Annotated in this window: 19 protein-coding genes; 2 read left to right on the top strand and 17 right to left on the bottom strand. The window is 56.1% G+C overall.

Going from position 1 to position 21,983, the window contains the following annotated elements; all coding sequences use genetic code 11:
- Positions 1-159: 159 nt before the first annotated feature.
- Entirely contained in the window at positions 160-3,144 is a 2,985-nt protein-coding gene (locus K5I40_RS18860; protein ID WP_223075244.1) for a Tn3 family transposase, read from the top strand.
- On the opposite strand, the gene K5I40_RS18855 is transcribed toward K5I40_RS18860, so the two are convergent.
- The 17 genes from K5I40_RS18855 to K5I40_RS18775 all read right to left on the bottom strand — a co-directional run bounded on the left by K5I40_RS18855 (position 3,141) and on the right by K5I40_RS18775 (position 20,638).
- Positions 3,141-4,487: an ISNCY family transposase gene (locus tag K5I40_RS18855; RefSeq protein WP_223075243.1), complete on the bottom strand. Its 1,347-nt coding sequence runs from the start codon at positions 4,485-4,487 to the stop codon at positions 3,141-3,143. The genes K5I40_RS18860 and K5I40_RS18855 overlap by 4 nt on opposite strands.
- Positions 4,488-4,729: 242 nt before the next feature.
- Complete coding sequence (locus tag K5I40_RS18850; RefSeq protein WP_251929756.1) at positions 4,730-5,575, bottom strand: A24 family peptidase; 846 nt, start codon at positions 5,573-5,575, stop codon at positions 4,730-4,732.
- 2 nt (positions 5,576-5,577) lie between these two features.
- Complete coding sequence (locus K5I40_RS18845) at positions 5,578-6,129, bottom strand: general secretion pathway protein GspB (RefSeq protein ID WP_223075242.1); 552 nt, start codon at positions 6,127-6,129, stop codon at positions 5,578-5,580.
- Positions 6,126-6,983: a peptidoglycan-binding domain-containing protein gene (locus tag K5I40_RS18840; protein WP_251929758.1), complete on the bottom strand. Its 858-nt coding sequence runs from the start codon at positions 6,981-6,983 to the stop codon at positions 6,126-6,128. Before K5I40_RS18840 ends, K5I40_RS18845 begins: the two co-directional genes overlap by 4 nt.
- Positions 6,884-7,699 (bottom strand): ExeA family protein, encoded by an 816-nt coding sequence (locus K5I40_RS18835; RefSeq protein ID WP_251929760.1) that lies wholly within the window; start codon positions 7,697-7,699, stop codon positions 6,884-6,886. Before K5I40_RS18835 ends, K5I40_RS18840 begins: the two co-directional genes overlap by 100 nt.
- A 24-nt stretch (positions 7,700-7,723) precedes the next feature.
- Positions 7,724-8,467: a type II secretion system protein N gene (locus tag K5I40_RS18830; protein ID WP_223075240.1), complete on the bottom strand. Its 744-nt coding sequence runs from the start codon at positions 8,465-8,467 to the stop codon at positions 7,724-7,726.
- The gene (gspL, locus tag K5I40_RS18825) at positions 8,464-9,864 is read right to left on the bottom strand and encodes a type II secretion system protein GspL (RefSeq protein ID WP_223075239.1); all 1,401 of its coding nucleotides are present in this window, start codon (positions 9,862-9,864) and stop codon (positions 8,464-8,466) included. Before gspL ends, K5I40_RS18830 begins: the two co-directional genes overlap by 4 nt.
- 2 nt (positions 9,865-9,866) lie before the next feature.
- Positions 9,867-10,736 carry a type II secretion system minor pseudopilin GspK gene (gspK, locus tag K5I40_RS18820; protein ID WP_251929762.1) on the bottom strand — a complete coding sequence of 290 codons (870 nt, stop codon included), beginning with the start codon at positions 10,734-10,736 and terminating at the stop codon, positions 9,867-9,869.
- A 100-nt stretch (positions 10,737-10,836) separates the two neighbouring features.
- Positions 10,837-11,433 carry a type II secretion system minor pseudopilin GspJ gene (gene gspJ, locus K5I40_RS18815; RefSeq protein WP_223075237.1) on the bottom strand — a complete coding sequence of 199 codons (597 nt, stop codon included), beginning with the start codon at positions 11,431-11,433 and terminating at the stop codon, positions 10,837-10,839.
- Between the two features lie 5 nt (positions 11,434-11,438).
- Complete coding sequence (gspI, locus tag K5I40_RS18810; RefSeq protein ID WP_223075236.1) at positions 11,439-11,801, bottom strand: type II secretion system minor pseudopilin GspI; 363 nt, start codon at positions 11,799-11,801, stop codon at positions 11,439-11,441.
- Positions 11,798-12,298, bottom strand: a complete 501-nt coding sequence (gspH, locus tag K5I40_RS18805; RefSeq protein ID WP_223075235.1) for a type II secretion system minor pseudopilin GspH — start codon at positions 12,296-12,298, stop codon at positions 11,798-11,800. Before gspH ends, gspI begins: the two co-directional genes overlap by 4 nt.
- A complete protein-coding gene (gene gspG, locus K5I40_RS18800) occupies positions 12,295-12,729 on the bottom strand; it encodes a type II secretion system major pseudopilin GspG (protein WP_223075234.1) in 435 nt (144 codons plus the stop codon). The genes gspH and gspG overlap by 4 nt, the downstream gene beginning before the upstream one ends.
- Before the next feature lie 12 nt (positions 12,730-12,741).
- Entirely contained in the window at positions 12,742-13,959 is a 1,218-nt protein-coding gene (gspF, locus tag K5I40_RS18795; RefSeq protein ID WP_223075292.1) for a type II secretion system inner membrane protein GspF, read from the bottom strand.
- A complete protein-coding gene (gene gspE / locus K5I40_RS18790; protein ID WP_223075233.1) occupies positions 13,959-15,440 on the bottom strand; it encodes a type II secretion system ATPase GspE in 1,482 nt (493 codons plus the stop codon). The genes gspF and gspE overlap by 1 nt, the downstream gene beginning before the upstream one ends.
- On the bottom strand, positions 15,433-17,328 hold the full coding sequence (gene gspD / locus K5I40_RS18785; RefSeq protein ID WP_286011610.1) for a type II secretion system secretin GspD: 1,896 nt from the start codon (positions 17,326-17,328) through the stop codon (positions 15,433-15,435). Before gspD ends, gspE begins: the two co-directional genes overlap by 8 nt.
- Before the next feature lie 61 nt (positions 17,329-17,389).
- Positions 17,390-18,184, bottom strand: coding sequence for a type II secretion system protein GspC (gene gspC, locus K5I40_RS18780; RefSeq protein WP_223075231.1), 795 nt, complete (start codon positions 18,182-18,184; stop codon positions 17,390-17,392).
- 48 nt (positions 18,185-18,232) lie between these two features.
- The gene (locus K5I40_RS18775; RefSeq protein WP_223075230.1) at positions 18,233-20,638 is read right to left on the bottom strand and encodes a glycoside hydrolase family 3 protein; all 2,406 of its coding nucleotides are present in this window, start codon (positions 20,636-20,638) and stop codon (positions 18,233-18,235) included.
- Between the two features lie 255 nt (positions 20,639-20,893).
- Here K5I40_RS18775 and K5I40_RS24040 point away from each other — a divergent pair, with 255 nt between their 5' ends.
- Positions 20,894-21,922, top strand: coding sequence for a helix-turn-helix transcriptional regulator (locus K5I40_RS24040; RefSeq protein WP_223075229.1), 1,029 nt, complete (start codon positions 20,894-20,896; stop codon positions 21,920-21,922).
- Positions 21,923-21,983: the final 61 nt, after the last annotated feature.

Genomic DNA, 21,983 nt, shown 5'->3' with positions numbered 1-21,983 from the left:
ATGAAACTTTCCGTACGAAATAGATGTCCGAATTATAATGCATGTACGAAATCATTTTGCCCTATTTTCGTACAGATTCTCAAGGTAGTGTACGAAACCGACCAGTTTCGGTCAGTGCAAAGTGATAACAAAAATAAATTATATGCAGAGGAAGCATCTATGCCACGGAGACAAATACTCAGCAGTGAAGAAAAAGAACGCTTGTTGGTTGTGCCGGATGATGACGTTCTTCTGACACGTATGTGCTTTTTGAGTGAACATGACCTCGCGCTTATTAATAAACACCGCAGACCCGCAAACCGCCTGGGCTTTGCTGTTTCACTCTGCTATTTGCGAGGGCCAGGGTTTCCTCCCGACAAAAATACGTCCCCTCACGGCGGAGTTATTTCCCGGCTTGCGGCTCATTTGAAAATTCAGCCTGATTTGTGGGCCGAGTATGCCTCAAGAGAAGTCACCCGCTGGGAGCATCTGGCCGAACTCTACCGCTATCTGGAATTATCCCCCTTCAACCGGGCGCTACAAAAAACCTGCATTCGCCACCTTTATCCCCATGCTATGCGGACAGACAGAGGCTTTTTGCTTGCGGAGGAAATGCTCTCCTGGCTCCAACTCAATAAGGTGATTTTCCCTTCTGTTGATGTTGTCGAGCGAACCCTGGCCGAAGCAACAACTCTTGCAGACAGAGCGGTCTTTTCTGCGCTTACCGCGCAACTTGAGCCAAGACATAAAGCGGCGCTGGATCGTCTGCTGATCTCTGAGGGTGAGCTATCTTCACGGCTGGCCTGGCTGCTTCAGCCTCCGGGAAAAATTAATGGTAAAAATGTCCTGCAACATATCGACCGGTTAAATTCGATTGAGTCACTGGCACTGCCTGACGGCATTGCGTTTTCCGTTCACCAGAACCGGCTCCTGAAACTCGCACGCGAAGGCAGGAAAATGAGTAGCCGTGACCTGGCAAAATTCACTGATGTTCGCCGTTATGCCACGCTGGTTTGTGTCATATCGGAAGCCAGGGCCACCCTGACAGACGAAGTTATTGAGCTGCACGAGCGTATTCTGGGCAGTTTGTTCAGCAGGGCAAAACGCACACAGGCCGAGCGACTTCAGCAAACGGGAAAGCTGATTCAGAGTAAGCTGAAGCAATACGTTACCGTCGGGCAGGCATTGCTGAACGCCAGAGAATCCGGTGAAGATCCCTGGGCCGCAATAGAAGACGTCCTTCCCTGGCAGGAGTTCATCAACAGCGTGGAAGAGACGCGGTTCCTGTCACGTAAGGACAACTTCGACCCGTTGCATCTGATCACAGAAAAATACAGTACGCTGCGTAAATACGCCCCCCGGATGCTGGCCGCGTTGCAGTTCATGGCGGCACCCGCCGCAATGCAACTCAGTGACGCGCTGGATATCGTCAGAGAGATGTATCGAAAACAACTCCGAAAAGTACCGCCTTCCGCGCCAACCGGGTTCATCCCGGAAAGCTGGAGAAAGGTGGTGATCACGCCCTCCGGCATTGATCGAAAATATTATGAATTTTGCGTGCTGAATGAGCTGAAGGGAGCCCTACGTTCTGGTGACATCTGGGTAAAGGGATCTCGCCGTTACAGGAATTTCGATGATTATCTGATCCCATCTGGTGATTTTGAAAAATCACTCCTGAATAACCAGCTACCCCTTGCTATTCCGACCGACTGCAATGAATACATCGAGAACCGTATGACGCTTCTGGCATCGCGCCTGGAGGAAGTTAATGCGATGGCATTGGCCGGTGATTTGCCCGATGTTGATATATCGGACAAAGGCGTGAAAATTACCCCGCTGGACAACAGCGTCCCTTCAGCAGTATCCCCGTTTGCCGATCTGGTTTATGGCATGCTGCCTCATCCTAAAATTACTGAAATGCTGGATGAAGTGGATGGCTGGACCGGTTTTACCCGCCATTTCACTCATCTCAAAAATCATCACGTCAGACCTAAAGACAGAAAGTTGTTACTGACCACCATCCTGGCTGATGGCATCAATCTTGGGCTGACAAAAATGGCTGAATCCTGTCCGGGAACAACCAAATCATCACTTGAGGGCACTCAGGCCTGGTACATCAGGGATGAAACCTATTCAGCAGCACTGGCTGAGTTGGTCAATGCCCAGAAAAAACGGCCTCTGGCGGCATTATGGGGCGATGGGACAACCTCCTCTTCTGATGGGCAAAATTTTCGGGTGGGCAGTCATGGGCGTTATGCGGGTCAGGTCAATCTGAAGTACGGTCAGGAGCCAGGCGTTCAGATTTACACACATATTTCGGACCAGTACAGCCCGTTTTACACCAAAGTCATCAGCCGCGTGCGCGATTCTACTCATGTACTTGACGGCTTGCTGTATCACGAAAGCGAGCTGGAGATTACAGAGCATTACACCGACACAGCAGGTTTCACTGAGCATGTTTTCGCGCTGATGCATCTGCTCGGATTCGCTTTTGCGCCAAGGATCCGGGATCTTCATGACAAGAGACTGTTTATTCATGGGAAATCCGATTTGTATCCAGGGCTTCAGTCAATTATTTCCACAACCAGCCTGAATCTAAAGGACATTGAAACCCACTGGAGTGAGGTGCTACGTCTGGCGAGCTCTATAAAACATGGAACGGTAACAGCATCACTGATGATGAAAAAGCTGGCCAGCTATCCGAAACAAAATGGTCTGGCAAAAGCGCTGAGGGAAATTGGTCGCATCGAAAGGTCATTGTTTATGCTGGACTGGTTCCGGGATCCTTCCCTGCGTCGACGCGTACAGGCAGGGCTGAATAAAGGTGAGGCGCGGAATGCCCTTGCGCGCGCAGTCTTTATGCACCGGCTGGGTGAAATCAGAGATCGGGGACTGGAAAACCAGAGTTATCGGGCAAGTGGGCTCACCTTGCTGACTGCGGCGATCTCCCTCTGGAATACGGTATATATAGAAAGAGCTATAGATTCTCTGAAGCGAAAAGGGATCCCATTCAATGACCAGCTGATTTCTCATCTGTCCCCTCTGGGATGGGAACACATCAACCTGAGCGGAGATTACGTTTGGCGAACAAACCTCAAGCTGGGACAGGGGAAATACCGTTCGTTACGCTCAGTAGACAGCAGTCTGTACAAAAAACAGGCTTAGCGTAGGATATTTTCCGTTTTCCAAGCGGACCCCATCAGAACCGGATTAATCGCCCTGAGTTGTTCCTGAACTCTTGCCTGAGCCCGTCTCTTGGGCATCTTTTTGCTCCGATCACGCTTACCATCGCGTTCGAGTTCATCCATTTTGCTTTGCGCCAGTTTTAAAACAGCCCCAAGACGTTTGTTATCAACGATTTGCCCTTGGTCGACACATTCCAGTTTGTCGAACACCTGATATTTGAGTGAACGGTAACCATATTTGAATGCCAGTGTACCGTCCGGATAGTCGTAGACTGTGATTTTTTCGCCAGCGATACGGGTGTTTTCTTCTGTAGGTTCAACCAGATATATCATCTTGTCATAGCGGAAAGTCAGTGTTTTAGACAGCTTACGCAGTTCCTGCCAAGCAAAGATATCATCCAGCTCTTCGTTGCTTTCAGCCACGGATCGGTGCAGATCTTTAGGGTATTTTGCAGGTCTTGCGAAGCGACGATTGAAGTCAGCGATAAAGGTATCCAGCCAGGCGTTCGCTGCTTCGATGCCACTGATTCCTTCAAGACGCATTTCCTTGATAAGCCGGTCCTGAAGTGTCTGATTTGCTCGCTCCACGCGACCTTTAGCCTGTGGACTGTTGGCACAAATCAGCTCGATCCCAAGTTCAGAAAGTACACGACCAAACTGTGTGATACCGGTTGTGGTGGAACCACCATTGTTGACCCTGAAAATGCCGTGCTTGTCGCTGTAGAACGCCAGGGGCTTGCCGTGTTGCTCAAGATACTCACGGGTGGCCATCATGTAATCAAAGGCTGATTCAGTCTCACCAAAACGGAGGTGCATCTGGCGACCGGTTGCGTCATCAATAAAGACAAGCAGACAGCATTTGGGGGCGCGTCCTTCAAACCAGTCGTGCGGGGAACCATCAATCTGAACCAGTTCTCCGAGGCAGTCACGCCGGTATCTGGGCTGATGAACCCGAGGCCTGCGACGTGAGTAAGGAACCCAGAGCCCATCAGCCGTCATCCATTTTCTGAGGGTTTCAACAGACACCGTTATGTCGTGACGTTCGCGCAATTTTTCTGCGGCCAGCGTTGGTCCAAAGTCGCTGTAATGATCGTGAAGTAACGAAAGTACTCGCAGCTTCAGTGACTCAGGAAGCCTGTGATTACCTGGGCGTCCACGCTGAAGATTTGCCAGTCCTGCAGCGCCAGACTCACGAAAGCGGTTCATTAACCGCTGTGTCTGACGTTCGGTCAAAGCAAGCTGATGAGCAGCATCACGACGGCGCATACGTTTTTCAACAACTGATTGAATGACGTTGATCCGGCTGAGTTCTTTATCTGACATGGTCACAAGCATCCTGATGTCTCCATGGCCTGAGGATTAGATCCTTTATGCCAGAAAAAGTGACATCACTAAATGGGTTAAAAGTGACATTAGAATATGGGAGCTACACCTTCAATGCGCATAACAAAGATTATGTTAAATTAAAAAATATTATGATAATAATCAATCATTTAAAGAAATTTCTTTTACTCCAAACAAAGAGATTACCTCTTTTTGCCATAATCTCCCAGGTTACAATATTATTATGCAGGGAATCCATACGACATAAATATAGACACCCCACCCGCCATAATTAACCAAGGCCCAAAGGGAATCGGCTGGGTCAGAGAACGTCTCCAAAATAAGCGCATGCTGATCCCTGCGATTAAAGCGCCACAAGCGGCAATTGTCACCAAGTGTGGAAGTATCGTCCAGCCAAACCAGGCGCCAAACGCCGCCAGCAGCTTGGCATCGCCGCCACCCAGCCCCTCTTTACCCGTCAGGTACCGGAACATCAGCGCCAGGCCGCTGAATATCAAATAGCTTACGGCGGCGCCGCAAACGGCATCAGGGAGTGAGGCGAAGCTGCCGTCAATATTTACCAACAGGCCGATCCAGATTAACGGAATTGTCAGGACGTCGGGCAACAACAGGGTCCGGGCGTCAATCACCGCCAGCGTCAGGAGTATGGAAAGTAACACCAGGATTGCCGCGAGCCTTACACCCGGGGGCCAGAGCATTCCGGCGCTGGCAAACAGTATCCCGCAGGCCAGCTCGACCAGGGGGTAACGCCGGGAGATCGGTTGCGAGCAGCAGCGGCTTTTCCCCCGCAACAGGCACCAGCTGAACACCGGAACCAGATCGCGACGCAGCAAAGGCCGCTGGCATGACGCGCAGGCCGAAGGGGGCCAACAGAGGTTATAGGTTGCCCGGACAGGCTGCGGCATATTCAGGATCTGGCAGGCTTCATTCTGCCAGCGGGCCATAAGGCTCGCCGGTAGACGGCAGATAACGACATTTAAAAAGCTGCCGACCAATAACCCGAGAATACCCAGCATAACGACCCAGCCGACGGGAAAGGCGTACGCCATATCAACTAGTGTCATCATGTTCACCAGTCCGCCAGCGCAGCAACACGGAAGAGGTGTCCGTCATAGGCGAAAATGGCGCTGTCGGGTTCAATTTTTTCCACCCGCACCCCGCCGCTGATTTCGGCTCCTTCTGAGTAGTCGGTACCGTTAAGATTAATCACACTTCTACCTGTTTCGCTTGAATAGATATGCGCCTCGTACTTGATCACAGGCAGGCGGCGGCGCAGCTCATCTGGAAGCTGTGCAAGGTCGGCTATGTGTTCAGACTCAGCGTCGGCAACTGGCGCTTCAGCCTCTGGCTCCGCCTCCTGAACAAACTCTTCCGTTTCGACAGTCAGGGGCTGCACGTTAAAGATCACCTTTGGGCTAAGGTTGCGCCAGGGCTGTTGAGTGGAGTGAGTTACTTCCACCTTTTTGACCACGGGCGGATTATGCAGGCTGTGCCAGCCGTAACTGATCGCGGCTCCTGCCAGGAGCGCCAGTATTACGCCGCAGCCGCCAGCCAGAGCCAGGATCAGCCTGGCGGACAGTCGGGAGTGCGGTCTGAGAGGGAGTGACAAGGTAAAACTCATGGGGCCACCTCCTGCGCGCGATCGGCTTCAGATTCACGAGCCGGGATGGTGCCATCGAGAGTGGGGAGAGACTGGTCAGGCTGATTGCTCAGGCGGATCAGGGTCTGCTCCCCGGCAATGCCATCAACCGGTAGATGCTGCTGCGCCTGATAAGCCCGGATAGCGACGTCAATCTTTGCCCGTTTTGCTGGCACCGGCATTTTTAACGCTGTCGTCAGCCGGGGGGCGATCCACTGAATATCTTCTTCAGGGCTACCCGCAGTCACTCGCTGCACCCCGCTGTCCGGCAGCCGCCACAGCAGCGTGGCGTCTTTTTGCAGGCGCGGCCTCAGCCAGTCGAGAGAAACCTCCCACTCCTGGTTATCGAACAGCAGTGAAGCCTTACCGCTGCCGACGTGGCTGAGGACGGCAAACCAGCTTCCGATAGCGTGATCTTTGAGTTGCACCACGGCGGGGTAATTCAGCCCTACGAGCCGATCAAGATCGGCAAACGAGCGATAGCACTTCAGCCCGGCTGACTGAACGGCGTCGCAGGGCGCGTCGTCTTCAGCAGACTCATATCCCCAGGCGGCAAGCAACAGAGCGAAAGCCGCCTGCTGGCCGCGGGCATTGTTCACTGCGGCAGTAAACTGCGCTTCCACCTTTTTGTCAGGTGCCACAAAAACGGGCACCGTGACGGTTTTCACCTCAGGCGTTGGAAGCCATCCCCATTTATGCCAGGCCAGTCCGCTCGCAGCAGCCAGCATGGTGCAGATCAGGACAAAAAAGAGGATCGCGAATACGCCTCCGGTATCGACGCGTCCGCACACCTGATGCCCGGCGGCCCTGGCGTGGGAGGCGGTGATTTCCAGCATCGTTGCAGCGCGGCCTCCGACAGCATGCGATCGCAAAGCTGGTTGATCACGCGCGGCACCCCTCTGCTGATCCGGGCGATCGCCGCGATAGCGCTCCGGCTAAAGATGGGATGCAGGCAACCGGCTTTTTGCAGGCGGAACCGCACGGCGGCATCCACGTCCTCAACGGCCAGCGGCCTCAGATAATAGCGCGCGGTAATACGCTGTCTGACCTGCGCCAGGCTCTGGTGACGCAGCGTGTCGTCAAGGGCGGGCTGGCCCAGCAGAATAATCGCCAGCAGCTTGCGGTCATCGGTTTCAATGTTGGTCAGGGCACACAGCGCCTCGAGCTGCGCCACGCTAAGATGCTGCGCCTCGTCGATAATCAACACTGCCTGCTTTCGCTCCTGCCAGGTGTGGATTAAAAACGCGTCCAGCCGTGCGTTATCCGGCAGATGAAAGGCCCGACACACCTGCTCAGCAAGGGTATGTTTTTCACTAAGCGGCGCAATTAACCAGGCGATCTCTGTCTCCACGCCCGCGTGCAGACAGACGTGACGTCCCAGCGTCGTTTTGCCGGTTCCCGGTGTGCCAAGCAGGGTCATTAATCCGCCTGACGCCAGGGTGCTGTGCATCTGATTCAGGGCTTCGCGATGCGCCGGGCTCAGATAGAGGTAGCCCGGATCGGGTGACAGCGTAAACGGCGCCGCATTAAGGGAGAAAAAATCTTGATACATGATCAGAGTTCCTTTTGCCGGTGGCTACAAGCGCCCGGCTGTGTCGACGGTAAACTGCCCGTTCGTCTGATGACGGGCGCCAGGGTTGAGCAGGTTCAGCAGAGCCGACGGGAAATCTGCCCCAGGGGTGACTTCACTTTGCCAGCGATAGTCCCCGCCGCCCGTCAGGGTGAACTGCCCCTTGCTGTTGACCTGTGGAGAGCGCTGAGTGATGTCAGCCCGCCACTGTTGGTTGATACATTTGAGCCGCACCTGCGTGTCGCCGGTGTTTAACCGGCCAGCGAGCGTCTCCACGCTGCCTTGCGTCCAGGTCAGATCTGCTCTGGCGGCAATGCAGCCTCGGGCAGTAAAGCGCAGCTGCGTCAGGGTCGCGTTGACATCACCGCCCAGGCCGACCGCCAGTCCCAGCAGTTCGCCGGACAGGGCCGCTGGCAGATGCAAACGGGCATCATCTATATTCCAGTCGCCGTTCCAGGCGACAACGCCGCTCCCGCGAATGCCCCGGGGATCGGCAATCCCGATGTCGGCGGCAATATCGCCCCTCAACAGGGCACTACTGCGCCACGACCAGCTCAACGGGCCCGTCTGACGTTTGTTCCAGACAACGTTTTGCACCTCCCCCTGCCAGAGCGTGCCGTCAATCTCTTCCAGCTGCAGGGCGGCGGGCAGTGACAGCCAGCCCAGCGCAAAGCGGGCCGGTAACATCAACAGCAGGGTGATGAAATAGCCCAGCAGCAGCGGAAGAAGCAGAATCAGGGTCTTTTTCATAAGCCGCCTGAGCTGAGCGTCAGCTGTTTCACCTCGACCTCTCCCTGCCCTTTGTCAGCCAGCCGTAGCTGCTGCACAACGATCCCGAACTGGTATTCAAGCGTCTGCAGCCACTCGGCCAGGCGCGTAAAACGCACGACCCCAGCGAAATTAACCGCCAGCGCTTCACGCTGTGCTGCAACCGTCAGGACGGGAAGCTGTGCCGACTGCCCGGTTCGGGTCAGTAGCGCCGCGGGATCGCCGGTTCGCGCCTCAACTGCCGGTTTTTGTGCGACCTGCTGGGTCATCTGCCGGAGCTGCTGCGCCACGGACAAGGGGGGCTCCGGCACTTTACGGGGAGCCATCAGGGTCACTTCGCCAGACTCGGTCTGGCTCAGTCTGAACCCGGGTGGAAGCCGTTGTTTAAGCGAATTGATCGCCATCAGGGAGGTTCCGGCCAGCTCCACCTTCAGCCCTGGTGTGGCGATGTCAAACGCCAGCGCCTTTACCGCAGCCGCTGCGGGCAGAGCCCCATCCAGCGCGCGCAGCAGGGGGAGAAACGCCCCGCTGTAGCGCGACGTTTTCCGGTTGAACTCTCGCCACGGATCTTGCGCAGGTTTACTGCCAGGAAAAGCCTTTTGATACAGCACCTGCATGCGGGCATTGGCCTTTGCGTCCTCGCGGTACTGGCGATAGCCCTCCAGGCCCCAGGTGATAAGCGCCAGCACCAGCCAGAGCGACAGCAGGTAGCCGGGGGTGCGCCACAGGCCGCGCGCTTGCTGCCGGGGCAGCTGGCCGTCGCCCTGTAACAGGCTGGCCGCAGGCAGATGCGTTACGCTAAGCGGCACGGCGGCGGTACAGGCCTGCCAGCGCGCCACACGCTCAGGGGGAAACGCCGCCAGTAGCCCGGCCTCCAGCACCATCCCCTGCCAGTGGGATTCACGGATCAGCTGCTGTTCTCCCAGGCGCCAGTAACACCCGCCCTCCACCCGCGGCAGGGCGAAAACGTCCGGCAGCATCTGCACCGGGCTTAGGCCGGCGCTGTCGAGCCACGCCTGCCACATCTGCATCAACGTCCGATCGACCGCCGCCAGATGGACAAGCGGGGATTCAGCAGCCAGCACCGTGATGTGCAGCTTTTCCACCTCGTCCACCGCCTCGTCTTCGAGCAAAAAGGGCAGAGCCTTTCGTGTTTTTCGGTTTAGCCGACCGGGGATCGTCACCGTCCGCAGCAGCACATCACACGCCGGGACCAGGGCAATAATCTGGGTGTCGCTCGCACAGAACGGCCAATCCGCCAGGCCTGCCGCATCGGGAATTTCGCCGGAGGTGCTGAGCTGGTTGTCAGCGGTAAAACGCCACCAGTACAGGGTCTGGTGGGCGTGGCTGGCCAGCCGGATTAACAGGGTTTCACGCATGGTTACTCTCCGAACCTGTTGTCGCGGACAATCACTTTTCGATCGCTGGTGCGATAAAAATGGCTTGTCATCCGCGCTCCGGGTTGATTGTCGACGCTGAACGTGGCGACAAAATAGTCACTCTTCACCGTCAGAGAACGGGCGATTTCCGGGCTGGCGGCCCGGTCTCTCTCGCCAGGCACAAGGGTTAAAAACGCATCGACGCTGTCCCAGCCCTCCTTAGGACGACGCTGAATCAGCGCCTGAGCATCCTTTAAGGGAAGGGTGTTCAGAAAAAGCGCCGCCAGCAGCGGAGCCTGATCGTCGCGCAGGGTATTGATATTTATCGCCAGATCCCGCTCCGGCAGGACGCAGATAAACGGGCCAAGGGCCTGATACAGCGCCCGGTCAAATCCTGTCACGGCGCGAAGTTCGCTGCGGTTAAGCATCGGCTGATTTGCCGGTAAATAGGCGGGAATGAGCGCCATGTAGTCGTTATCTTCCGCCCCCTGCAACTGGGGGTCCCGGTTGCTGTCCAGCCAGTCTTCAAGCCTGGCCGCCAGCTGACGCGCACGTATCCCCTCCACCTCCAGCCCCTCCAGCAGGGCGATAAACACGCCCTCCCGATAGCGGGCGAGGTTATCCGGCTCGCGTTCGTCATGGTTTTGCAGACTGTTGAGATTAAAACAGGCCTGCTCATCACGGACCTCAGCCTGCAACTCGATTTCGCCGATCGGCCAGACATTCCCCTGCGAGGCCCAGTACTGGGCCAGAGAGGTTTTTGCGGGCTGTCGAGCTGATCCTGATATAGCACCCGGGCAACAAACGCTTCTCCGCCGAGAAAATATTCCCGCAGCTGCGCCTGTCGGAGCAGCGTATGGCTGTGCTGCCACGTTTGCCGGTAGCGACCCAGCATCTGTGAAGCCACAAGCGTCATCGCCGCCAGTAAAAGCAGTACCACCAGCAACGCCATGCCGCGCTGTTGTTTGATCATCACTGGCGCTCTCCGGGCAGTAAAAAGCGGCGCGTGATCGTCCCGTAATCAGCCAGTTCGAGAGTGACCTCAACGGCCTGCGGGATCTGCTTTTCCACCTTCCAGCGTGGGTGCCACTTCCCGTCACCGTAGTAACGCACGCGAAAGTGCCGCACTGTTTTGAGGAGCACCGTCTGTTGCGGCTGGGTACCCGGCAGGCTGTCCGGATAGAGCCACGTGAGCCTTTCCAGCTCGGCGCCCTGCAAACGCCAGCCCATGCGCTGCAGTTCGCTACGTCGCAGCCGCGCATCGGGATTGATCCAGCCGCTGCGGGTGAACGTCACGCCATCCTCACTGCTGGCCAGCACGCCGTCGCCACCGGTGAAGGGGGCCGGGTGGCTGTCGCCGTTTTCGCGAGGCGCGCGCGCCAGGGCGTGGCTAAAATCGTCTTCCAGCCGTTGCATGGCGAAGCTCAGTTCGTTCAGGCGGGTCATTTTGGTTTTCATCACCGTGTTGTTACGCATCACGCCCTGAAAAATGCCCTGCGCGGCCAGGCTCAGCAGGGCAAAAATGACCAGCGCAACCAGCACCTCCAGCAGCGTAAAGCCGCGCTGCATGCGCTTCATGGTTGATGGAAAAAGTAGCTGCGCAGCTGAACGCGCGGGTCATCGCCGGGGGCGCTTCTCACCTGCACTTCAGCGGCGCGCAGCAGCGGATCACGCGTGGTTTCCCCCTGCTGCTGCCAGTACCAGCTTCGCCCGGCAAGCTGCGCCTGCCCGGAGGTGGCGTCAAGCGCGGGCCATCCTCCGGCCAGCCGCAGCGCCACCATCTGGTTTTTCGCTACCCAGCTGGCAAACAGGCTCTCCTCCATGGATTGCAGCGCCCTCACCTGACTGGTCACGCTGTTCATCAGGGCCAGGCTTGCCCCGGCAAAAATCACCAGCGCCACCATCACTTCCAGTAAGGTCATGCCCTGCTGCTTCATGGCGCGGGCTCCAGCAGAGCGGTTTCACCGGCTTCATTGACGCTGAGGGTTGTAGCCAGTTGCTTACCGATAAAGGCGCTGAGGGTAAAAGGAGTCACTTCGCCACCCGGGTAGATCCTCACCTGCGGGCTGTTGTCATCTTCACCGGGCGCGACCTCCTCCATCGGTAAATCCTGTTGATTCAGTGTCAGGACGATTTCCTTCATCAGTCGCACCTCCGCGGCAGGCAGTTTCTGCCAACCCGCGCCCTGCTGGACCATAAACTGATAGCCGTGAGGACGGATAAGTAAGCCGAACGTTCTTCCCTGCGCCATAGCCTCCCTTCGCTGTCCGGGAAGCGTATCTGCCAGACGAGCCAGCACTTCCCGGCCCTGTTGTTGGGGGGAGATATCAGGTAACGCCATCAGCACCACGCTGGCGGTGATGCCGACAATCGCCACCACCAGCATCATTTCGATGAGGGTAAAGCCCCGCTGGCGGCAGGAAGTGCGGCTCATCCCTGGCTTCCCTCCAGGTCCCAGTTGCCAATATCGTCATCATTACCGGCCTGTCCGTCCGGACCTGGCGAGAAGACATCCACAGAACCGTGTTCGCCGGGAGAGACCAGCTGGTAGGCGTTTTGCCACGGATCGGCGGGCAGGCGCTTGATATAGCCGTCCTGCCGGTAGTTTCCCGGCACCGGTTCCGCGTCAGGTTTGCTGATTAACGCATCTAACCCCTGCTCTGTGGTGGGGTAGCGGCTGTTATCGAGGCTGTACATATCCAGCGCGTTTTCAAGCGCCACAATGTCGGTTACCGCTTTTTGGCGGTCGGCCTGCTTTTTATTTCCCATCAGATTCGGCACCACGATACTGGCCAGGATCCCGAGGATGACAATCACCACCATGATCTCCAGCAGGGTAAATCCTCGCTGTTGTGATCCAGACATAACCACTCCTTTTCAATGACTTATCATGTTATTCAATTGCAGGATCGGCTGGAGGATCGCCAGCACGATAAACAGCACTACGCTGGCCATACTGACCACCAGCAGCGGCTCAAAAAGGCTCAGGGCGAGGGATATCTCCTGCTGGAGCGCGCTCTCCTGATTGTCAGCCGCGCGGGACAACATGCTGTCGAGCTGGCCGCTGCGCTCACCGGAGGCAATCATATGCAGCATCATCGGCGGGAAGAGCTGCGTCTGCGCCAGCGCAGCGCGCAGGGTGCTGCCCTCCCGAACATACTGCCGGGCGAGAGCGATCAGCCTGCGGGCCTCGGTGTTTTGCAGCACGTCGCCACTGATTTGGATGGCCTCCAGCAGCGGGACAGCGCTGGCATTGAGAATACTCAGCGTGCTGGCGAAGCGTGCGGTATGGGTGGCCCGGCTCACGCGGCCAGACACCGGCAGACGCAGCACCAGACGGTGATAGCGCAGACGATTGGCCGGCTTTGTTAACCATCGCCGTCCGCTCAAGCCACCAAGGGCAATCAGGGCGATCATAGCCACGCCATACTGCTGCAGCAGGGCGCTGCATCCCATCAGGATCCGGGTGCTGAGGGGTAAGGTCTGTTTCATCGACACAAACTGCTCCACCACGTTGGGCACCACGGTGACCAGCAGAATGGCGATCACCCCAATGGCCACCAGCGTGAGCACGCAGGGGTAGACCATCGCCTGGCGGATTTTTTGCTTCATCTGCTGGCGCTGTTCGGTGTAGTCTGCCAGGCGCATCAACACGTCATCGAGATGGGATGACTTTTCCCCCGCCGCCACCATCGCACAGTACAGGTCATTGAACGCCGCCGGGTTTTGCGCCAGGCTTTTTGCCAGAGTCTGTCCTTCGAGAACACGTTGTCGCACCCCGTCGATCGCCGTTCGCACCCGCGCTTTTTCCGTCTGCTGCGCCACCACGTTGAGCGCCTCTTCCAGCGGAATACCCGAAGCAAGCAGCGTCGCAAGCTGGCGGGTAAACAAGGTTAAGTCGCCGCTGCCCATCCCCGGCGAACGGCGGTGGGCCCAGGCGAATACGCTCCCTGTTGTTCCGCCTTCACGGAGCATGACCGGCAGCAAGTGCCTCTCGCGCAGTTGCTGCCGGGCATGGCGCAGGGAGTCCGCCTCGATTTGGCCTTGCCGGGCTCTCCCCTTGCTGTCCAGCGCCTGCCAGCGGAAATTCGCCATCATGCCCCTTCCCGGCTGACGTTTATGACTTCTTCAAGGGTGGTGATCCCCTGCAGGACTTTTGCCAGACCGTCGTCGCGTAAGGCCGGGGTGGTGGAGCGGATCAGGGTTTCCAGTTCATCTTCGCTGGCACCATTATTGAGGGCTTTTCGCACCGCCTCATCCACGACTACCAGCTCGTGTAGCGCCGTGCGCCCCCGGTAGCCCGTGTGATTACAGTGTTCGCACCCTGCGGCCTGCCACAGCTGCGTCGTCTTTGGTCCAAAACCGTAGCGCTGGCGCCGAGCATCATCCAGCGGCTGGCAGGTTTTGCACTGCGGACAGAGGGTACGCACCAGACGCTGCGCCAGCACCGCCGTGAGCGACGAGGCGAGTAAAAAGGGCTCCACGCCCATATCCCGCAGGCGCGCAATGGCACCTATCGAGGTGTTGGTGTGCAGGGTGGAAAAGACCAGATGGCCCGTGAGGGAGGCCTGAACAGCGATTTTTGCCGTCTCAGTATCGCGGATTTCGCCGATCATCACCACGTCCGGATCCTGGCGCAGAATGGCGCGCAGCCCGCGGGCAAAGGTCATATCCACTTTGGTATTCACCTGCGTCTGGCCGATGCCGTCCAGATCGTACTCAACGGGATCTTCCACCGTAAGAATGTTGCGCTCGTGACTGTTGATTTCCGATAGCGCGGCGTACAGGGTGGTGGATTTTCCTGAACCGGTGGGGCCCGTAACCAGAATAATGCCCCAGGGCTTACGCACCAGTTCAGCCATCGCGGCCTGCAGCGCATCAGTCATCCCAAGATGGGACAGTGCCAGACGCACGGTGTTTTTATCCAGCAGGCGCAACACCACTCTTTCGCCATGGCTGGAGGGCAGCGTGGAAACACGAACATCCACCGCCCGGCCCCCTATGCGCAGGCTGATGCGGCCATCCTGCGGAATGCGTTTTTCGGCGATATCCAGTTGGGCCATGATCTTGATGCGCGAGATAAAGACAGCTGCCAGCTGGCGCTGCGGCTGGAGGATCTCACGCAGAATGCCGTCGATGCGAAAACGGATCGTGAAGCGCGTTTCATAGGTTTCGATATGGATATCCGAGGCGCCGAGCTTGATAGCCTCCCCCAGCATGGCGTTGATCAAACGGATGATCGGCGCATCGTCCTCCATGTCCAGCAGATCCTGCTGGCCCGGCAGGTGTCCGGCCAGATCGCTGAGGCTCATCTCGTTACCCAGATCTTCCATCAGCTGGCGCGCCTCGCTGGCATCGCGCTGATATTCATTGTGCAGGTGCTGCCCGAAGCGCGCTTCATCTACCGCGCAGACTTTGAACGGCTGACGCAGCACGCGGCGGATCTCCAGCAGGGTATGAGGTTCAAGCTCGCCATGATGGATCACCACCGGCGAGGCATCCTGCCACTGCACCAGCACGCGGCGATCGCGGGCAAAACTGAAGGGGAGCTTGTGCGATAAGGTCGCGTCAGTCATTAAAGAAACCTCCCCGTGGGCGGGTGCCAGGCGTGGCCGGTAGCGTCAGGTCAGGGGTGGGCAGCGCCAGCGGGTCATGGCTGAGTCGGTCGCTTCGCTGTTCGTCCCGGAACTGGTGATACTTTTCATTCGAGATACCGCGATAGCTGTCGCCATCACGCAGGATCACCGGATGGATAAAGACCATCAGGTTCTGCTTGCTTGTGGAGGTGCTGTTGTAGCGAAACAGATACCCGAGCAGGGGGATGTCCCCAAGGATCGGCACCTTGCTGACGCTCTCGGTGGTCTGGTTATTCAGCAGGCCACCCAGCACCACCGTTTCACCACTTCTGACAATCACCGCGTTATTGATGGTGCGGGTGTTGAAAGTGGCGCCAAGGTTGCTGCCCGCGGAAGAGGACTCCGCCGAGCTGGCGGAGGCTACGCTAGAGACCTCCTGCTCAATGTTGAGCAGCACGCTTTCGCCGTCGTTAATCTGCGGGACCACCTTCAGCCGGGTGCCGACGGTTTTGCGCTCGACCGTGTTGTAGACGCTGCCCGTGGAGCTGGCCTGGCTGCCGGTGATCACCGGCACTTCCTGGCCGACGTTAATGGCAGCCTCTTTGTTGTCGAGGGTGACGATACTTGGCGTGGCCAGAATATTGCTGCGGGAGTTGTTCGCCAGGGCGGTGACCAGCCCGGCCCAGTCACCGCTATAAAACCCGGCGGCGATGCCGTTAAAACTACTGAGTAAGGACGCCGCGTTGCGCTGGCCGTCCGCCGCCACCACGGAGCTGACTGGCAGCCCGGTGCCGGTGAACTGCGTGGTGCCGCCGTTTTTATTGAACCACTGCACGCCAAAGTTCAGCGCGTCACCGTCCTGCATCTCAACTATCACCGCCTCAATGAGCACCTGAGCCCGGCGGATATCGAGCCGGTTGATAATTTGTTCCAGCGCCTGCATGGTGTCCAGTTGGGTGGTAATCACCAGCGAGTTAGTCTGTTCATCCGCCACGATGCTGACCTCTTTGCCACTAAAGGTCATGCTGCTGGCGCCTGGCGCCGTTGAGGATTTTTCGCCGCCGGGCTTTGAAGGAACGGAAGAATTTGCCCCGGTCAGCACCGAGACCAGATTTTTGGCCTGAGCAAACTTGAGGTAAAACACGCGGGTATTGCCCTGATTCTGCTCCTCCCGGTCAAGCTGGCGGGCAATGGCGATTAGCCGCTGACGCCCCTGCGCACTGCCTGAGATCACCAGGCTGTTGGTTCGCTGATCTGCCACGACGCCGGGCACCAGGCTGGCCCCTTTTCCGCTGCGGTCGTTTTTGCTTAATCCGTTGAGAATCGACGCCATTTCAGGCGATGAAGCGTATTTTAATTTGATGATATCGGACTGCTGATTGCCGGCGCGGTCGACCCGACGGACAATTTCCGCCAGCCGGTTAACCACGCCCGCTCGTCCGGTCACCAGCAGGACGTTGGCCGATTCGTAATGCACCACATTGCCGGCACCGGCGTTATCGTTTAGCTGGCGTAACAGCGGGGCAAGCTCTTTCACATCGACGTTGGCAACGGAGATCACCCGCGTCACCACCTCATCCCCCGTCCCGGCGTGGTAATCATCGGCCAGCGCAATGGCCCCCGTTTTGGCGGCGGCGGATTTCACCACCTTCAGGACGCCGTTTGCGCCAGGCACGACGGCGAAACCATACACGTCCAGCACGCTAAGGAAGAACTGAAAATATTGCTCGTCGTTCAGGGCATCGTAGCTGCGAACATTGACCACTCCACGCACCGCGGGATCGATGATGATCGTTTTGTGCAGGTTTTTACTGACGATGTTGATGAACTCCTGAACATCCGTACTTTTGAAACTGGCGCTGTAGCTGGCTCCCCATGCGGCTGGCATCAGCCCCGCCAGGAGTATGAGTCCATGGGCAATTCTTCTTATAAATAATGACATACCCACCCTACTCCGTTGTTTTTACTGATAGATCTACAAAAATGTTTTTCTCTGCATCATCGCGCAGGACGGTAACGCTGAGCTGCGTGAGGTCGCCTGCCTGCGCCATAAACTTTGCCGCCTGCTCGGGAATACGCAGATCAAAGCCGTTGATGGCAATCGCCAGGTCATTAGGCTGCAGGCCGCTCTGTTGAAAAATTGCGGCCTCTTTACCGGGATTAAGTCGGTAGCCCTGAAGCGTACCGGCCTTGTTCACCGGCGATACCGAAACAAAATCCAGCAGCCTGGCGGGATTTTTTGCTAATTCAGCGCGAGTGGCGGCAGGTTCTTGTGGCTGCCGGGCATCGGCATTGTCATCCAGCCTGAGCGCCTCAACATGCCCCCCGTTGCTCAGCTCCACCCGGTCGGCATAAATCGCCTGCACCCTCGCCTGCGTGCCGCTAATCATCTCGTTAATGCCATAGCTGGTCTGCTGGCCGCCCTGTTCGAGAACGATCAGTGCGTTCTCCGGCTGGCTGCTGGCAATCACCGCCGCCAGCCGCACGTTAAGCGACGAGAGCGTCACTGCGCTGCGCTCCGCTTGCTGCCGCGGCACGAAGAGCGTGCTGAGTACCCGCGCAGGCGGTGCCGACGCCGGACGGACGTTGTGTTCCCGTGGCGGTGCGGGGGGGAACACCATTTCACCGACACGCCAGGTCATCACCCCAAGCTGGCAGCCCAGGCCGCCAAGCAGCAGCATGGTGGTTATCTGCGCTATGAATGGCTGGTTTACCCGAAGCCCGACGATACGTTGACTTATCACCCGCGATGACCTTATGAACGGGGCGAGAAGAGACTCGCCCCGGGTTACTTACTGACTGACGGTGATAAAGTCGGTGCTATTCACCCCCGCTGGCAGCGCGAGTGCGCCCGGGGTGGTATTGCTGACGACAATTTCCTGACTGACGTTAAAGGTGACCGGTTCGCGTCCGTTCAGGTCTGAGGAGGGGGCAACCCAGGCTTTGTACGTGCCGGGCTCGACAATCCACTGGTTTTTCTGCGGGTCGAAGCTGGCGAGGATTTTAGCCGGGACGGTAAAGGTCAGTTTCTGACTGCCGCCAGGCTGCAGTTCCCCGGTTTTATCGAAGGATTTCAGCTCAAAGGTTGGCTTTTTCAGCTTCACTTCTGGTGCGCTGATATAGACCTGAGCGGCTTCTTTACCCGCCACGCTACCGGTGTTGGTGACGGAGACGCTCAGCGTTACCGCGCCTTTTGCCCCCTGATCCAGGGTAGAAGATTCAACGCGCGGGCTGTCATAATTAAAGGTGGTATAGGAGAGTCCGTAGCCAAATGGCCAGGCCACCGGTTTACTGAAGGTGCTGTAGTAGCGGTAGCCCACGTAGATATCGTCGTTGTAGGCGATCTCATCCGGCTGGCCATCGCCGTTAAGATCTTTACCCGGGAAGGTGTCGGCGGAAGGAACATCAGCATAGTATTGCGGGATGGTCTGGGCGAGTTTCCCGGCCGGGTTGACCGCACCGGAAAGCACGTCGGTAATGGCGTGGCCCGCCTCCTGACCCGGCAGATAAGAGAGCAGGATCGCATCCACTTTATCCGCCCATTCGGTGGTATCAACGATGGCGGAGACGTTCAGCACCACGACCACTTTCTTGCCCACGGCATGGAAGGCATCCGCCGTGGACTGGATCATCCCGAGCTCATTTTCGGTCAGCAGGTAATCCCCGCGGGTGTTGGTACGATCAAAACCTTCACCGGCAATACGGCCGATGGTGATCAGCGCGGCATCGTTATTTTGCGCGGCGCTTTCGATGACGCTGGCATCAAGCAGCGGATCGTCACAGGTAAAGTAAGTGCCGATGGCAGCGACAAACCCCGGATGTTCCACCTTATTGTTGGCATAGTAATCGCGATAGAAGGCGGTCAGTGATTCGTCCACGCTGTATTGTTGCTGCAACCCTTCGGCGAGCATGGTGGTAGATTCGTTATTAACCTGACCGCTCCCTGTTCCGCCCTTGATGGTTTCAATCTGGCTGACGCCAAAGCTGGCCAGCTTCAGGCTCGGGGCTAACGGCAGGGCCTGATTGTCATTTTTCAACAGCACCATACTTTCAGCTGCAGCCTGGCGCGCAAGGGCGCGGTGCTGCACGAGATCCGGTTTGTTGGACGCAGCATAGTTATTATACGAAGGCGACTGGAAGACCTGGGCGAGGATGTGTTCGACGTTGACGGTCATCTCCGCCTCGGTGATCTCGCCTTTGCTGTATGAGGCCTTAAGGAACTCAATCTGGCCACCCGGCTCAATCAAATCGTTACCCGCTTTATACTGCTTCCAGGCGGTTGATTCCGGGGTACCGGCAAACCAGTCGGACATCACTACCCCTTTGAAATCCCACTCGTTGCGCAGGATATCGGTCAGCAGATCGCGACGCTCATTGACATAGGTACCGTTAATTTTGTTATAGGACGACATAACCGCCCAGGGCTGGGATTCGTCCACTGCAATCTGGAAACCACGCAGATAGATCTCACGCATGGCGCGCGCTGAGATGATGGTGTCGATGGAATTGCGGTTGGTTTCCGAGTTGTTGGCAACGTAGTGTTTAATAGTGGTGCCGACCTGGTTCGATTCGACGCCGTCCACCATTGCCGCAGCAATTCTTCCGCTCAGCAGCGGATCCTCAGAATAATATTCAAAGTTACGACCGTTAAGGGGGTTACGCTGAATGTTCATTCCCGGCGCCAGGATCATATCGACGCCGTACTCTTTAATCTCTTCCCCCATGGCTTTACCCACTTCAGCCACCAGACGGGTATCCCATGAGGAGGCCAGCAGCGAGCCAATCGGCCACGCGGTGGCATAATAGGTACCCGAATCGCCGTCACGGGTACTGTTAATTCGTAATCCTGCCGGACCATCGGCTAATTTTGTGGCCGGAATATCCAGCTTATCGTTTTTAACCCCGTTGATGTAACCGGAAACACCCGATACGTCGTTTTTTAAATTAATAACTTGCGGGACGCCATTACCCATATCCATACCCGGGCCCATGAGCATATTCATCTTCTCATCTACGCTCATTTTGGCGGCAATTTCTTTGGCTTTCTTTTGATAATAATCGGCGTCTTTCACTTCACTTATTGAAGTATTTTCTACATCGTCATCGTCGTCATTACAACCAGAAACCATTCCCGCCAGCGCCAGCGTCAGGCAGATCGTCAGGGTATTCATTTTTCTTTTAATGACTATGGGTTGCATTGTTATTTTCCTTGTTTGTGTAAGGTATCAATCGGGTAAATCCATCCTGAAAAATTAAAAAATCAGTAACAGCGGGATAATAACGCGAAATTTTAGCAATCACTTTGCATTGAAAAGCTAATTCTGTGCTTTCGGGAGCAGAACTGTTTTTTGTGATATCTATCTCAAAATGAAACGAAATGCTACAATACAGTAACAATACAAAAACAAAGCTAACGTCAAAATTGCGCAAGGTTTCAGATGCTTACTAGAAGCGTGTCGACTTTAATCTATAGGAAAAGTCTTGATAATTTACATTCAAATGGAATTAATACCTGTAATTTATTATCTAGCATTGGCCTTTCTACCTATGAAATGAAAAATCCTCACGGACGTATTACGGAGCAGTTTCATTATCAATTAATGGAAAAGGTGAGTGACGTAAATAAGGTCGTGTTTGGCAGTACCATTCCGGAGGATGTTTACCTTAACAGCGTTGAGCTTTCTCACTCGATGTTTCCAGAGTTTATTGGTCTGTGCCTCAATGAAACAACGCCGGAAGCGGCGCTACAGCGTTTTGCTGAAAGCCGTTTTTTAATGGGAAACTGTGACGATCTCATTATTGAAACGGGTACATCGCACACGCGCATTAAATACCATAATAATGCGCCGCGAAAAATTAATAATCCTTCTGCCATGTTTAACCTGATCTTGATTGGCGGCATTATAAAAAGTTACTGCCCTGCTATCAGGATGCAAATGCAGCTTACCGATTCCGTAATACAGCACCATTCATTATTGAGCGATCTCTTTAATAGCTGCTGTCAGTTGCAACAGGAAAACAACGCTATCATCATCGAAAACCATTATCTTACGATTGAGAATGAGAAATTCAACGCCCTATTGAACCGTCTGCAAATAAATCACATTGATGCGCTAAAAAATAAACTATTCAGTGAGCCTCCGCTGACCGCCTCAGTTAACGCACTGATTGAGCAGTGTTATAGAGCAGGTAAGGAGTTGAGCGCCGGAATAATTATGGAGGAGATTTGTCAAAATCTTCGCATCAGTCGCTGGACATTGAATCGACGTTTACAGGGAGAATCCGTTACTTTCTCGCAATTGCTGGCACAGAAGCAGCTTGCAATATCGATGCGCTTGCTGCGTCAATCCAGATTATCTATTCAGGAAATAAGCGAGCGCCTTGGATTTTCATCACACTCGGTTTATTCACGGTTTTTTAAACAGCATACCAGGATCACGCCAATGCAATATCGGGATCGGGGTGGTGGTCCGATGGATTAAGGTTTAAATATGCCAGATCCTGCAGAACAATAACTACTCTTCAGACTCTGGCTGCATAAGG

This window comes from Leclercia sp. LTM14, from assembly GCF_023736175.1.
Lineage (GTDB): Bacteria > Pseudomonadota > Gammaproteobacteria > Enterobacterales > Enterobacteriaceae > Enterobacter > Enterobacter barmai.
The sequence above is the reverse complement of the archived record's forward strand: the minus strand, read 5'-3'. Positions and strand labels throughout refer to the sequence as shown.